Genomic DNA, 14,064 nt, shown 5'->3' with positions numbered 1-14,064 from the left:
AATAGCCAGCCTAAGTGGCTGGCACTTTTTCTAAGGAGGAGCCCATGAGTAAGGTTGTATCTTCGCCACCCTCTGTTCCGATTTATGTGCACATGGAAAATGTCATCACGGCGATAAGTAAGTTTGTCGCTTGGACCAATTTGGTTTTAGTTCTGGTTATTATTATTCAAGTCGTTTTGAGGAAGGTTTTTTCTAGTGGCCTGATTCAATTAGAAGAACTGCAATGGCACCTCTACGCTACCGCGGTCATGTTTGGTGTTTCTTATGCGCAGATTAGTAATCTTCATGTTCGCGTTGACCTTTTTTATCACAAGTTTAGCGAAAAGAAGAAAGCGATTGTAGACATACTAGGTTTAACTCTATTCGCGATTCCATTCGTTATTATTGTCATTTTGCATTCATATGATTTCGCTTACGAATCTTGGAGAGTGAATGAAAGTTCGTCTTCACCATCGGGCTTGCCCTATAGATGGTTAATAAAAGGCGTTATTCCCGTTAGTTTTTCTCTGCTATTGCTAGCAATGGTTGCAAGAATTTTAAGAAATATAGAGGCACTAGCTAAAGGAGCACAACATGGAAGCGAATGAGTGGATTGTAATCGCCATGTTTGGCTCATTTATTTTACTGTTATTTACAGGTATACCCGTCGCTTATATATTGGGTGGCATCGGAGTTATATTTGCAGCAGTAGGGTATTTTGCCGATATCTATTTGGACACTTTTACCGGGCTCGATTACACCAGTTTAGGCCTTGTCGTTAACCGTATTTACAAGATCATGGACAACTGGATTCTGGTTGCACTTCCTATGTTTATTTTTATGGGGAACATGCTAGACAAATCAGGTATCGCCGAAAAACTGATGGCATCCATGCAAAAACTATTTGGTAAAGTACATGGTGGCTTAGCCATTACCGTCATGGCTATCGGTATTATTTTAGCTGCTTCCACAGGTATTATTGGTGCGTCCGTCGTTTTACTCGCAGTAATGTCGTTACCGACCATGATGCGCCAAGGTTACCACTTGCCCTTAGCATTAGGAACGATAGCTTCTGCCGGTACGTTGGGGATACTTTTACCCCCATCGATAATGTTGGTTATCATGGCAGATCAACTTGGGTTATCCGTTGGTGACCTTTTTATGGGTGCTATATTGCCAGGACTACTGCTAGGCACAATGTACATTATTTACATTCTAATCGTCGGTAAACTAAACCCAGAAAAAGCTCCTGTTCCACATGACGTAGAGCCAGTCGATTGGAGTATCATTTTTCAGGTATTTAAAGATATTACACCAACGGTTATTTTGATTTTTGTCGTCCTTGGATCCATATTCGCTGGTATCGCTACTCCAACTGAAGCGTCAGGTATTGGGGCCATGGGTGCAACACTTTTAGCTGCTTACAATAAAAGATTAAACCTAAAAGTAATGAAAGAGGTGTTGCTATCCTCATTTGGGACTACAGCTTATATCTTCATGATATTTCTTGGTGCGTCTTGCTTTGCTTTAGTGTTAAGAGAATTAGGCGGGGATGAGCTCATCGAATCATTCTTGAGCGGCTTACCATTTGGCCCTTACGGCATAATTGCGTTCATTCTATTTATTGTTTTCTTACTCGGTTTCTTCTTAGATTGGATCGAAATAACCTTGATAGCATTACCATTACTAGCACCGGTTATCGCCAACTTAGGCATCGAACTTGATGGCCATGGCGTGGTAGATAATCCAAGTTTAGTTTGGTTTGTGATGTTGGTTGCAATGGCCCTGCAGACGAGTTTTCTAACCCCTCCCGTAGGCTTTGCTCTGTTTTATTTAAAAGGAGTATGCCCGGAAGGCGTGGAGCTTAAAGATATCTATAAAGGTGTAATGCCATTTATCCTTATTCAGATTCTAGCTTTAGTGTGTTTAGTTATTTGGCCCCAACTCGTTCTCTGGTTCCCAAGTGTCGCTTATGGATAAGAGTTAAGAGTTAAGAGCTATAAGTTATCAATGATAAATTAGCGGGTAACTGGTTGCAGAGCGTGGGCAATGACCTCCCCTGTCGCCGGCGTATTGTTCCAGTTACCCCTTTTTATCGCTATAAGTTTCGCCGCAATAACATAATCGCAAGAGCTAAAAACAGAAGACTAGGAGCTACTGCACCAACAAAAGGTGGTATTTGATACACCAAACTAAGTGGCCCAAAAAATTCACTCGATATGTAAAAAGTAAATCCAGCAATAATCCCGGAAATAATTCTTGCTCCCATAGTGACACTTCGTAAAGGACCAAAAACAAAAGAGAGCGCCATTAACATCATCACTGCAATAGATAACGGTTGAGTCATCTTTCGCCAAAATGCCAATTCATATCTGGCTGCATCTTGTTCTGAAGCTTTTAGGTAATTGACGTAATCATAAATACCCGATAATGAGAGCTCTTCTGGTTTTACAGTAACCACATCTAACTTATCTGGCTCTATTGTAGACTGCCAGTCATAGGTTTGAAGATCTTCCTTAGATAGCTGAATATTGTCTTTCATATGAGTAAGTTGGACATTCTTCATTTGCCAAATATTATTACCGATATAATCGGCACTGTCGGCATAAACAATCGTTTCAAGGGCGTCTTCTTTATCAAACTGCCAAACCGTTAATGCTTGAAGAGTCTCATCGTTGATGCGTCCTATATAAATATAATTATCTGAATCTTTGGCCCAGACACCACTTCTGACTGACACAATAGTACCCCCGGAAATGGCAAAAGCTCGTGACTCTCTTGCCATTTTAATCGTCTGTGGAGACCCCCATTCGCCCAACGCCATTACAATAACCATTAAAGGGATTGCGGTTTTTAAAACAGATAAACCAATATCAAGCTTAGAAAAACCTGAAGCCTGCATTACTGTCAACTCAGAACTAGACGCCAACATACCTAATGCAATCAAAGCACCAAGCAATGTCGCCATAGGAAAAAACATTTCAATGTCCCGAGGCATCCCTAGAAGCACAAAATAAAGTGCCTGAACAAGGTCATAGGTTCCTCGCCCTACTTTTCTAAGTTGCTCTACATACTTAATTATCCCGGATAAACCCACCAATGTGGATAACGTAAGGAAGGTTGTCGCAATAATAGTTCTACCGATGTAAAGATCGAGGATTTTAAACACGCTTTGCCAACCTTTTTTGTCTAAAACTATCGACCAATCGCCTTACAGCGATGCTATCCATATAGTTAAGAATTAAACCTGCCAAAAGAAGAGAAATATTCACTGGCCACATACCAATAATTACAGGTAGCCCTCCCCCTCAATACCAGACTTGCTAGCGCTAAGCGCTAAAAAGTAAGTCATATAAATCAGGATTGCGGGCCCCATCTTAGCAAAGCGTCCTTGCCGAGGATTTACCGCTGACAAAGGGATAACAATAAGGGTCAATAACGGTATACAAACAATTAAAGAAATACGCCATTGTAATTCAGCTTGCGCTTTTTTATCTGGATGATTGAGCAATGTTAGTGTCGGTAAATCATCCCAATCACGCCCACTTTTCTTGACTTCCCTTTGTCCAATTAACGCGTCATATTCTTGATAATCCGTAATCATGTAATCAAGGCGCTTAGGTACCCCTTCATAACGTGTACCATCATAGAGAGACAGTATTTGTCTTCCATCATCAAGCTCTTTTACGCGTCCAGAGTCCGCAAGCATCACACTCGGCAAAATTGAATCTCTTTGAGTCACTTGAGCAACAAATACTTTACTCAACTTTTTATCTTTGAGATCTCCAATAAACACCACCGCTGAACCGTCGGGCGTGCGTTGGAATTGCCCTTTTTGTAGAAGCTCGACGCTATTGTCGGCAGACAATTGCTCCATGGTTTCAGCCCGCTTATCTAAAGCCCAAGGGGTTAACCAGAGAGTATTAAATCCCGCAACAATTGATGAAATCAAGGCTAAGTAAAGCGCAGATTGGATCAAAAATTTATTACCAATACCGGTAGCATTCATTACAGTAATCTCACTTTCAGCGTATAAACGGCCGAAAGTGATTAATATTCCAACAAATATACTAAGTGGCAGAATCATTCCTGCCATTACTGGCATATTTAGGCCAACCAAAGTCATAATCAAACTGGCCGGAATATCTCCGTCTGACGCCTGAGCCAGAATGCTGATAAACTTCTGGCTCAGAAACACCAAAAATAGTACGAAAAAGATCGCAATTTGACTTTTGATTGTCTCGCGGATCAAATATCTGACAATAATCACGCTAAAAGTACCTATACAAAACTTGTTTTTTTGCTCTAATCACTATAATTTCTCGATGAACCTTTTATTTTTTCAAATTTAGGCTAATTGTTGATTAAACAATATTTGTTTATTTTAGTTCAATTTAGAACAAAGTAGACCGCAATTATCTAACATTTAGTTCTGTTTGTCTTTAACTTGTAGGAGTTTACATGGAGTTCAGTGTAAAAAGTGGCAGCCCAGAGAAACAGCGTAGTGCTTGTATCGTCGTGGGCGTATTCGAACCTCGCCGCCTTTCCCCAGTGGCTGAACAGCTTGATAAAATCAGTGATGGTTATATTAGCTCTCTACTCCGTCGTGGAGATCTAGAAGGTAAACCCGGCCAGATGCTGCTTCTGCATCACGTTCCAGGCGTGCTGTCTGAACGAGTTCTTCTTGTTGGTTGTGGTAAAGAGCGCGAGTTAGGCGAACGTCAGTATAAAGAGATCATCCAAAAAACCATCAGTACCTTAAACGAAACGGGTTCTATGGAAGCGGTCTGTTTTCTCACAGAACTGCACGTAAAAGGCCGAGATACTTATTGGAAAGTACGCCAAGCTGTTGAATCTACAAAAGATGGGTTGTACATTTTCGACCAATTTAAGAGTAATAAGCCTGAAACTCGTCGCCCATTACGTAAACTTGTATTTAACGTACCAACTCGACGCGAATTGAACCTTGGTGAGAAAGCCATTACTCATGGCCTAGCCGTTGCATCTGGTGTTAAAGCTTCAAAAGATCTTGGTAACATGCCACCTAATGTTGCGAATCCTGCTTATTTAGCTTCACAAGCTCGTCGATTGGCCGACGATTACGAAACCATCACATCAAAAATCATTGGTGAAGAAGAGATGGAAAAACTAGGTATGACATCCTACCTAGCCGTTGGCCGAGGTTCTCGCAATGAGTCAATGATGTCGGTAATGGAATACAAAGGTAGCCCAGCCCCTGACGCCAAACCAATCGTCCTAGTCGGTAAAGGATTAACTTTTGATTCGGGTGGTATTTCCTTGAAGCCTGGCGAAGCCATGGATGAGATGAAATATGACATGTGTGGCGCTGCATCTGTATTTGGTACGATGAAAGCCTTGGCGAAACTCGCCCTGCCTATCAATGTCGTTGCTGTGCTTGCGGGCTGTGAAAACATGCCTGGTAGCAACGCTTATCGCCCAGGCGACATTTTGACCACTATGTCAGGTCAAACAGTAGAGGTATTGAATACCGATGCTGAAGGCCGTTTAGTTCTTTGCGATGCTCTAACTTATGTAGAGCGCTTTGAGCCAGAGTGTGTCGTTGATGTTGCAACACTAACTGGCGCATGTGTTATGGCGCTTGGACACCATATCAGCGGTTTAGTGTCAAACCACAACCCACTTGCTCATGAATTGGTCAATGCTTCTGAGCAAGCTGGTGATAGAGCATGGCGTCTGCCGATGGCTGACGAATATCAAGAACAGCTAGAAAGCCCATTTGCAGATATGCAAAATATTGGCGGTCGTCCTGCCGGTACTATTACTGCGGGTTGTTTTTTATCTCGTTACACGAAAAAGTACAACTGGGCTCATCTTGATGTTGCTGGTACCGCTTGGAAATCAGGCAAAGCCAAAGGCTCAACCGGTAGACCCGTCTCTCTTCTTGTCCAATTCCTACTTAATCGTAGTGGCCAAGAAATTGAAGAATAGAGATTCAATTTAACGAAAAGGGCCTTATGGCCCTTTTCTTTTATGGTTTAAGCACAAATAGCTGAGCAAGTTAGGTAGAGCATGAATACAGCCACTTTTTACATTGTTCAACCCGACTCCCCTCAATGCAATAAAGATGGGTTTGAGTCATATATACTTTTTCTGTTAAAACACTTCAGCAACCAGGGCGTAAAACTTTATGTAAACGCAGAAAATAAAGATGAATCCTTGTATTGGGATGAACGACTATGGCAGCAAGAGCCAGAGTATTTCCTGTCGCATAATCTTATCGGTGAGGGGCCCAAAAACGGCACATCGATTGAGATCGGTTATAGTCAATTGCGCCCAAGTTGGAATCGTCAACTCGTTATTAATTTGGCGAAAGATAATACAAACTTTGCGGGAACCTTTGCTCAAGTGATAGACTTCGTTCCTTATGATGAAAAAGCGAAGCAAACTGCCCGCGAAAGGTATAAAATTTATCGCAAAGCTGGATATCAGATGCAAACTATCGATATCGATCATCAGAACTAATTTATGATCTTATAGGTAGCCTCCTAGTTTGAGGCCTCCCTTTTTTAGGTGATAGACCTTTAAGATTTTTAATCCTTATTTCAGAATCAACTAAAAGTATCCATTAAAAGACGCCATGGAAAAGACATACAACCCACAATCAATTGAACAGTCTCTATACCAGACATGGGAAGAGAACGGTTATTTCAAACCACACGGTGATACCTCTAAAGATGCGTACAGCATCATGATTCCACCGCCAAACGTTACTGGTAGCCTGCATATGGGCCATGCCTTCCAAGATACGATCATGGATACCTTAATTCGTTGTGAACGAATGAAGGGTAAAAATACGTTGTGGCAAGTGGGTACCGACCACGCGGGTATCGCAACACAAATGGTTGTGGAGCGTAAAATTGCGGCTCTAGAAGGCAAAACAAAAAGTGATTATGGCCGTGATGCATTCATTGACAAAATTTGGGAATGGAAAAACGAGTCAGGCGGAACAATCACAAAGCAGCTGCGTAGATTAGGTGCATCTGTAGACTGGGAGCGTGAACGCTTCACTATGGATGACGGACTTTCCGACGCTGTCAAAGAAGTTTTTGTTCGCCTTTATGAAGATGATTTAATCTATCGTGGTAAACGCTTGGTTAACTGGGATCCTAAGTTACATACCGCCATCTCAGATCTTGAAGTAGAAAACAAAGATAAAAATGGCTATATGTGGCACTTCCGCTATCCACTAGCGGACGGTGTAAGAACAGCCGATGGCAAAGATTATATTATCGTCGCGACAACTCGCCCTGAAACGATGCTCGGCGATACTGGTGTAGCGGTAAATCCAGAAGATCCTCGCTATAAAGCACTCATTGGTAAAGAAATTATCCTTCCTATCGTGGATCGTCGTATTCCTATTGTCGGTGACGAACATGCCGATATGGAAAAAGGCACTGGTTGCGTAAAAATCACTCCTGCTCATGACTTTAATGACTATGAAGTTGGTAAACGTCATAGCCTACCAATGATCAATATCCTAACGTTCAACGGCGATATTCGTGATGCCGCTGAGGTTTTTGACACTAAAGGTGAAGAAAGCACAGCATATAGCACGTCTCTTCCAGAAAAGTATCACGGTATGGAGCGTTTCGCTGCGAGAAAAGCCGTTGTAGCAGAGTTCCAGGAATTAGAACTGCTTGATGAAATAAAAGATCACCAATTAACCGTGCCTTATGGTGACCGTGGTGGCGTTGTTATCGAACCAATGCTAACCGATCAATGGTATGTACGCGCAGGTCCACTAGCTGAGACGGCAACGAAAGCCGTAGAAGATGGTGAAATTCAGTTCGTACCAAAACAATATGAAAACATGTACTTCTCTTGGATGAGAGATATCCAAGACTGGTGTATATCTCGCCAGTTGTGGTGGGGGCACCGTATCCCAGCATGGTATGACAATGACGGCAACGTTTATGTTGGTCGTACTGAAGAAGAAGTACGCAGTAAAAACAACCTAGCTCCCGTTGTTGTTCTTCGCCAAGACGATGATGTATTGGACACTTGGTTCTCATCTGCACTTTGGACTTTCAGCACACAAGGTTGGCCAGCGGATACCGAAGACATGAAGGTATTCCATCCATCTGACGTGCTGGTAACAGGTTTTGATATTATCTTCTTCTGGGTTGCTCGCATGATCATGATGACCATGCACTTCATTAAAGATGAAAATGGTAAACCACAAGTACCGTTTAAAACGGTGTACGTAACTGGTCTTATACGCGATGAAAATGGCGACAAGATGTCTAAGTCTAAAGGTAATGTCCTCGACCCTATAGACATGATCGATGGCATCGATTTAGAGTCATTGGTAGAAAAACGTACGGGTAATATGATGCAGCCAAAGCTCGCTGCAAAAATAGAAAAAGATACCCGCAAGACATTTGAAGATGGTATTGAACCTTACGGTACCGATGCGCTACGTTTCACTCTTGCAGCAATGGCATCCACAGGGCGTGATATCAACTGGGATATGAAACGTCTTGAGGGATATCGTAATTTCTGTAACAAACTGTGGAATGCAAGTCGTTACGTATTGATGAACACTGAAGATAAAGATTGCGCGACCTCTCTGTCTCAAGAAGAAGTGGCTAATCTGGATTTCTCGCTAGCGGACAAATGGATTGAATCTCAATTCCAACTTGCTGCGAAGGATTTCAATACTCATATCGAAAATTACCGTTTGGATATGGCAGCCAATACACTTTACGAATTTATTTGGAACCAATTCTGTGACTGGTATTTAGAACTCACTAAGCCGGTTTTATGGAAAGGTACTGAAGCGCAACAAATGGCGACTCGTTATACGTTGATTACCGTTCTTGAAAAGACATTACGTCTTGCTCATCCTGTCTTGCCGTATATCACGGAGTCAATCTGGCAAAGCGTTAAACCACTTGCTGGTGTTGAAGGTGAGACAATCATGACGCAAGCTTTACCTCAATTTGAGCAAGCTAATTTCGATGAAAGTTCGATTGCAGATATTGATTGGGTGAAGAGCTTTATCTCTAGCATTCGTAATTTACGTGCTGAATACGATATAGCGCCAAGCAAGCCACTAGAAGTGATGCTGAAAGCGGCTGACGATAAAGATGTGAAGCGTCTGGAAGAAAACTTAACCGTTATTCTGTCTCTAGCGAAACTCGATAGTGTTAAAGTTCTCGCCGAGAACGAAAATACGCCAGCATGTGCCACCGCACTTGTAGCGAAATCAGAACTTATGATCCCTATGGCAGGCCTAATCGATAAAGATGCCGAATTAGCACGATTAGAAGGTGAAGTGAAGAAAATTCAAGGTGAGATAAAACGTATTGGCGGAAAGCTAAGCAACCAAGGTTTTGTTGCAAAAGCCCCCGAAGCGGTTGTCGCAAAAGAACGCGAGAAACTTACGGCATACGAAGAAACACTCGTCAAGATTGAAGAGCAAAAAGCAACGATTGCAGCACTTTAGTAAAGCACTGCCGTTTCTCATCTTTCATTCAGATTTAATCAAGTAAAAAGGTTGGCGTTAAGCCAACCTTTTCTATATCTACAGCCTAAAATCCTTTCATCGAAATAACCTATTAAACAAATAGTCATTTTCCCCTTGCTTAAATGAGAATAATTATCAATACTATTTACAAGTTAAGTAGAGAGGACAATAATATGATTAAAACAATGACATTTGCGGGTTTGCATTTCACTATTGCATTAACCGTTGCTTTTATACTAACCGGTGACTTTCTATTGGGTAGTTTAATTGCGATGATTGAACCAGCGGTTAATACCGTTGCATTTTACTTTCATGAAAAGGTGTGGAGCAGCCTACCAATATTAAAACGCAATGAAAATAACACCCAAGTGAAAACAGCCAGCTTTGCATTCATCCATTTTAATGTCGCTTTTATTGTCACCTACCTTCTAACTGGTGATGCTTTAATTGGTGGAGTAATGGCAATGATAGAGCCAAGCATAAATAGTGTTGCTTACTATTTTCATGAGAAAATCTGGCTACGTAGGCACCATATTATTACACCGGTAGCAATAACGAAAACAGCGTAAACAATCCTTAACTGATGCTACCACTCAAGCCTTACGCCTCTCTCTATTGACTTTGTTGGTATATGAAATCATATTGGTTTGATGTACTAACAAAATAAAAAATAATAATGAAAAAACTGCAACTAAGAAAGGCTTCTAGAGATCTTGTCCGTAGTCTGGGCGCTCTCGAAACACACTACGGTGATTTTAGCTTATCGCCGGTACAAGTTCATATTCTGGTCGAACTAGGACAGGAGTTGTCAACCATAAGCCAGATGGCACTAAAACTACGTATAGATAAACCTAACGCAAGCGGCACTCTTACATCCCTTGCAAAACAACTTTTGATAGAGTCGATAGTTAACCCAGATGATGAGCGTTGTCAGCTATATCGCTTGACACAAAAGGGTGAACAGATTCTTAACCAAATTGAGACTTCTCGAAACAAACAAATGCAAACCGTGATCGATCAGTTTGACGAAGATGAACTGGAGCTCATCGAGTCGAGCTTAAGTAAATTTATCAAGGCATTGTCGCTATCTAGAAGCCAGTCTTCTTATAACATTCGAACAATTAAACCTGACGATAATACACAATTAGCATCTCTTATTAGGGATGTATCTGCGGAATATGGTCTTACCGAAGACAAAGGATTTAGCGTTGCAGATCCAACCCTGGATTCTCTATATCAGGTCTACGATACCCCAAATAGTCATTATTGGGTGATTGAACAGAACGGAAAAATTTTTGGTGGTGCGGGTATCGCTCCAGTTACAGGAAAAGAGTCTATTTGTGAATTACAGAAAATGTACTTTTTGCCTGAACTAAGAGGTAAAGGATTAGCGCGAACCTTAGCTGTAAAGTGTTTCAAAGAAGCCCGAAAACTTGGCTTTTCACAAATGTATCTGGAGACTACCGATAACTTAAGTGAAGCTACGGCATTATATACATCATTAGGCTTCGAGCTTATAGAAGAAGCAATAGGCAACACTGGTCATACAGATTGCGAAATAAGAATGCTAAAAAACTTATAAGCCATGAGTTTTATAGCTTAAACAGGATAATGCTCAGCCTTCAAGCTAGGATTTAAACCAACTTGATGAGTATGTTTTTGCTCATCAAGTTCCACGGTTAATAGATACCACTGATTGTCTTTCTTTAATCTTGGTGCCTCAACTTGAAATATTGCCGTAGCCTGGTTACTCCTAATATCGAGCGGTATTTGATAAGTCATCCCATCAAATTTAACCGATGCAGAAACTAAACCGGACGCATAAACCTGATAGAAAAGATCGACTTTGAATTCACACCCACCACCGTGATGCCAGATTTGTTCAGTCGAAATATAATCCAATCTCACATTTTGAATAAAGTGCAGATAAGGCGTTTCCCATATTCCTAGTCGAGAATCTCGCTTTCGTGGTAATGCCTCTCCCAAAGTGCAAAGGTTTTCCTCGTATAATAACCAATCTTCATCTTCTTGCTCCAAAAACAAAATTTCAATTCTATTCCTGCCTAGGCGCAGATGTTGTTGTATGTCTTTACGATAAGTAAGCTCCGAGCCATCACAATCAAAAACAGCTTCACCGTTAATTCTAACTTCAGCATAAAAATCAACACCACCAATAACAAGATCCACCACAGGAAAACCAAGCATTTTTTCATCCACGTCAATATCGTGCATTAAATGCCATTCTTGATTTTTTATCTGCGATTCTGTTAATTGCTTTGGTAAAACCTGACTAAAGGGTGCAGGAAAGACAATGTCATCTTGAGGAATAGTGAGGTCGCTTAGAGGCGATAACTGCCAATATCCAGAAAGTGGTAATTGCATATTATTCTTGATCTTAATCAATTTTCGTCAGTATACGCAATTATCCCTAGAGGGCATAGTATTAGAGGTTAATCGTCTCTAACACTATGCCTTTAAGGTTCTCTGGTTAAATCTTGAATTGAGCAATCAAATGGCTCTGTTCGGTAGACAGTTGATTTAATGACTCACTATTGCGAGCCGCTTCTTTCGCGTCCTCAGCAATACTCATCGACATATCTGAGATATTAACAATGTTCTTCGCAACATCTTGTGCAACTGCGGTTTGCTCTTCTGAAGCAGTAGCAATTGAGCGGCTCATATCATTTATATGCGTTAAGCTAGAAAGCATGTTTTCTAAAGAATCATTGGTTTCGTTTGTTTGTTTAACCGATTGTTCTGCATGTACAAGGTTATTCTCTACAATACCAACGGCTTGATCTGCCTTTCCTTGCAAGCTATCTATCATCTCACCAATCTCGTTTGCGGACTGTTGAGTTCTCGTTGCTAAAGAACGAACTTCATCGGCAACCACGGCAAAACCACGTCCATGTTCACCTGCACGCGCAGCCTCAATAGCAGCGTTTAATGCAAGTAAGTTAGTCTGTTCTGAAATAGATTGAATCACCGTCAGAATTTCACCGATTTGCTGGCTCTGATTCGACAACTGACCAATAACCTGAGTAGCTTCTTCTAATGAGTCTTGAAGACGATGAACAAAGCGCAGGTTTTTTTGCATATTTTCCATATTGGAATGTGCTTGCAATGTAACGCCATCAACTTCATTACTCGTTTCTGAAGCCAGTGATGCCACTTCGTGTACAGCGTGCTCCATTTCTGTTACTGCTGTCGCTATTGAGTCTGTCTGCCTACTTTGTTCTTCAACTTTACGGTTGGTCTGTTGACTCATCTCATGGCTTTCATCCGCTACATTGCTTACTGTCTCGGCAGAGGATTTAATTTGAGATATCAAGCCACTTAATTTATCGCTTAACCCATTAACGTTATCGGCAATAAGCCCAAGTTCAGACTGATAACTATTGCCAATTTTGTGCGTTAAATCTCCACTCGCCAATTTATCGATAGCGTCCATTATGGATGAAAGCGGCTTCTTGATAGATCGTACTACTGTAAACGTTATAATGACTGCCAGTAGTGTTGATATAACCGTCAAAATCAGATTAATCATCAATGAATCAAACGACTCTTCCTCTGCATTTTTTAGCGCCGCTTCAGATAGCGAGCGAATATCAGAAACGATGAGTCCAGATTCCGATAGCAATGCGTCGACCTCTTGAGCAATCTTAGCAAGCGATGCCGTACTTTGTTCATTAAGGGCAATAAACTTAAGATGTTGTTGAAGTAATCCTTCCGAATTGACGATATTGTGTTCTAGCAGCTCTTTATAGACGTTCACTGCCGCTTCAGAATCCGGCATGGTTTTTACAATACGTTCCGCTTTTTCGTTAAATCGCTCTAAGTAGGCTGACAACTCATTCTTAAATGCCGTCACCTCTTGCTCTTTTACAATAGAAAGCACTTTTTGCAAATATCCAGCCGCGCCTTTGCCTTGAGTCAGTAAAAACTCAAGGTCCCAAACAACCTGCTGCATTTCATCGTCTGAGGCATCGGCAATAAGGTCGTTAATGTCTTGTTCAAAGAACAACCACTCTTCATCAAAAGTAGTCAACTCTTTCGTTGCAACAAAGCGAGCTAATGTTCTCTGATCATGAATATCCAAATGCTCGCTAGCACCATCGATAAATACAACCGCATTACTATTTAAGCTACTTAGTTTTGTAACAAGCTGAGGGTAATCAGATAACTCACTCTCTAAAAGGGTAACTGTTTCACCATAAGATTGTTTTGCATTGTCTAATGCGGTTCTGAGCTGAGATCGACGCTCTTCTCCGTCACTATTTGCGTGGACCAACATGGCACGATTGACGTCCTGAAGGTGCTGGGTCAAAACATTAGAGCGATCAAGAAGCCCAGTCAACGTAGACGCTGTTAGCTTTAACTGCTTAGACATATTCACTTGAGAAAAATAGGCAGAAGAACTGATCGCAAGTACAAAAAGAGTCACAGTAATAAAACCCAGCGTAATTCGCTGTATTAAAGACAAATGCATTACCAACCTCAACATAAAAAACAAATAAAAAGAGAACATTATAAATAGCTAACAATAGCGATCTATATTGTTGTATCGGCATTCT

At 41.3% G+C, this 14,064-nt stretch carries 10 protein-coding genes and 1 pseudogene; 7 read left to right on the top strand and 4 right to left on the bottom strand.

Features of this window, described 5'->3' with window-relative positions; translation table 11 throughout:
- The first annotated feature begins 44 nt into the window (after nt 1–44).
- A complete protein-coding gene (locus tag PGX00_RS04155) occupies nt 45–587 on the top strand; it encodes a TRAP transporter small permease subunit (protein WP_272133129.1) in 543 nt (180 codons plus the stop codon).
- Entirely contained in the window at nt 574–1,959 is a 1,386-nt protein-coding gene (locus tag PGX00_RS04150) for a TRAP transporter large permease (protein WP_272133127.1), read from the top strand. The genes PGX00_RS04155 and PGX00_RS04150 overlap by 14 nt, the downstream gene beginning before the upstream one ends.
- Before the next feature lie 118 nt (nt 1,960–2,077).
- On the opposite strand, the gene lptG is transcribed toward PGX00_RS04150, so the two are convergent.
- Together lptG and lptF are read right to left on the bottom strand one after the other, a co-directional pair.
- Nucleotides 2,078–3,148: an LPS export ABC transporter permease LptG gene (lptG, locus tag PGX00_RS04145; protein WP_272133126.1), complete on the bottom strand. Its 1,071-nt coding sequence runs from the start codon at nt 3,146–3,148 to the stop codon at nt 2,078–2,080.
- Nucleotides 3,141–4,249: pseudogene (lptF, locus tag PGX00_RS04140) on the bottom strand (LPS export ABC transporter permease LptF). Before lptF ends, lptG begins: the two are co-directional and overlap by 8 nt.
- Before the next feature lie 191 nt (nt 4,250–4,440).
- On the opposite strand from lptF, the gene pepA reads away from it, so the two are divergent.
- The 5 genes from pepA to PGX00_RS04115 all read left to right on the top strand — a co-directional run bounded on the left by pepA (nt 4,441) and on the right by PGX00_RS04115 (nt 11,072).
- Nucleotides 4,441–5,949, top strand: coding sequence for a leucyl aminopeptidase (gene pepA, locus PGX00_RS04135; protein WP_272133123.1), 1,509 nt, complete (start codon nt 4,441–4,443; stop codon nt 5,947–5,949).
- Nucleotides 5,950–6,030: 81 nt separating this feature from the next.
- Entirely contained in the window at nt 6,031–6,483 is a 453-nt protein-coding gene (locus PGX00_RS04130; RefSeq protein WP_272133121.1) for a DNA polymerase III subunit chi, read from the top strand.
- Nucleotides 6,484–6,598: 115 nt separating this feature from the next.
- Nucleotides 6,599–9,469 carry a valine--tRNA ligase gene (locus PGX00_RS04125; RefSeq protein ID WP_272133120.1) on the top strand — a complete coding sequence of 957 codons (2,871 nt, stop codon included), beginning with the start codon at nt 6,599–6,601 and terminating at the stop codon, nt 9,467–9,469.
- Nucleotides 9,470–9,663: 194 nt separating this feature from the next.
- Nucleotides 9,664–10,059 carry a DUF2061 domain-containing protein gene (locus tag PGX00_RS04120; RefSeq protein WP_272133118.1) on the top strand — a complete coding sequence of 132 codons (396 nt, stop codon included), beginning with the start codon at nt 9,664–9,666 and terminating at the stop codon, nt 10,057–10,059.
- Between the two features lie 107 nt (nt 10,060–10,166).
- A complete protein-coding gene (locus PGX00_RS04115) occupies nt 10,167–11,072 on the top strand; it encodes a bifunctional helix-turn-helix transcriptional regulator/GNAT family N-acetyltransferase (RefSeq protein ID WP_272133116.1) in 906 nt (301 codons plus the stop codon).
- Between the two features lie 17 nt (nt 11,073–11,089).
- Here PGX00_RS04115 and PGX00_RS04110 read toward each other — a convergent pair whose 3' ends face one another.
- Both PGX00_RS04110 and PGX00_RS04105 read right to left on the bottom strand, forming a co-directional pair.
- Complete coding sequence (locus tag PGX00_RS04110; protein ID WP_272133115.1) at nt 11,090–11,872, bottom strand: glycosyl hydrolase 2 galactose-binding domain-containing protein; 783 nt, start codon at nt 11,870–11,872, stop codon at nt 11,090–11,092.
- Nucleotides 11,873–11,978: 106 nt separating this feature from the next.
- Nucleotides 11,979–13,979: a methyl-accepting chemotaxis protein gene (locus PGX00_RS04105; protein ID WP_272133114.1), complete on the bottom strand. Its 2,001-nt coding sequence runs from the start codon at nt 13,977–13,979 to the stop codon at nt 11,979–11,981.
- Nucleotides 13,980–14,064: the final 85 nt, after the last annotated feature.

The sequence above is a fragment of the Vibrio algarum genome (assembly GCF_028204155.1).
GTDB lineage: Bacteria > Pseudomonadota > Gammaproteobacteria > Enterobacterales > Vibrionaceae > Vibrio > Vibrio algarum.
Note: the sequence above shows the minus strand (reverse complement) of the source record. Positions and strands in the feature narration are given on the sequence as shown.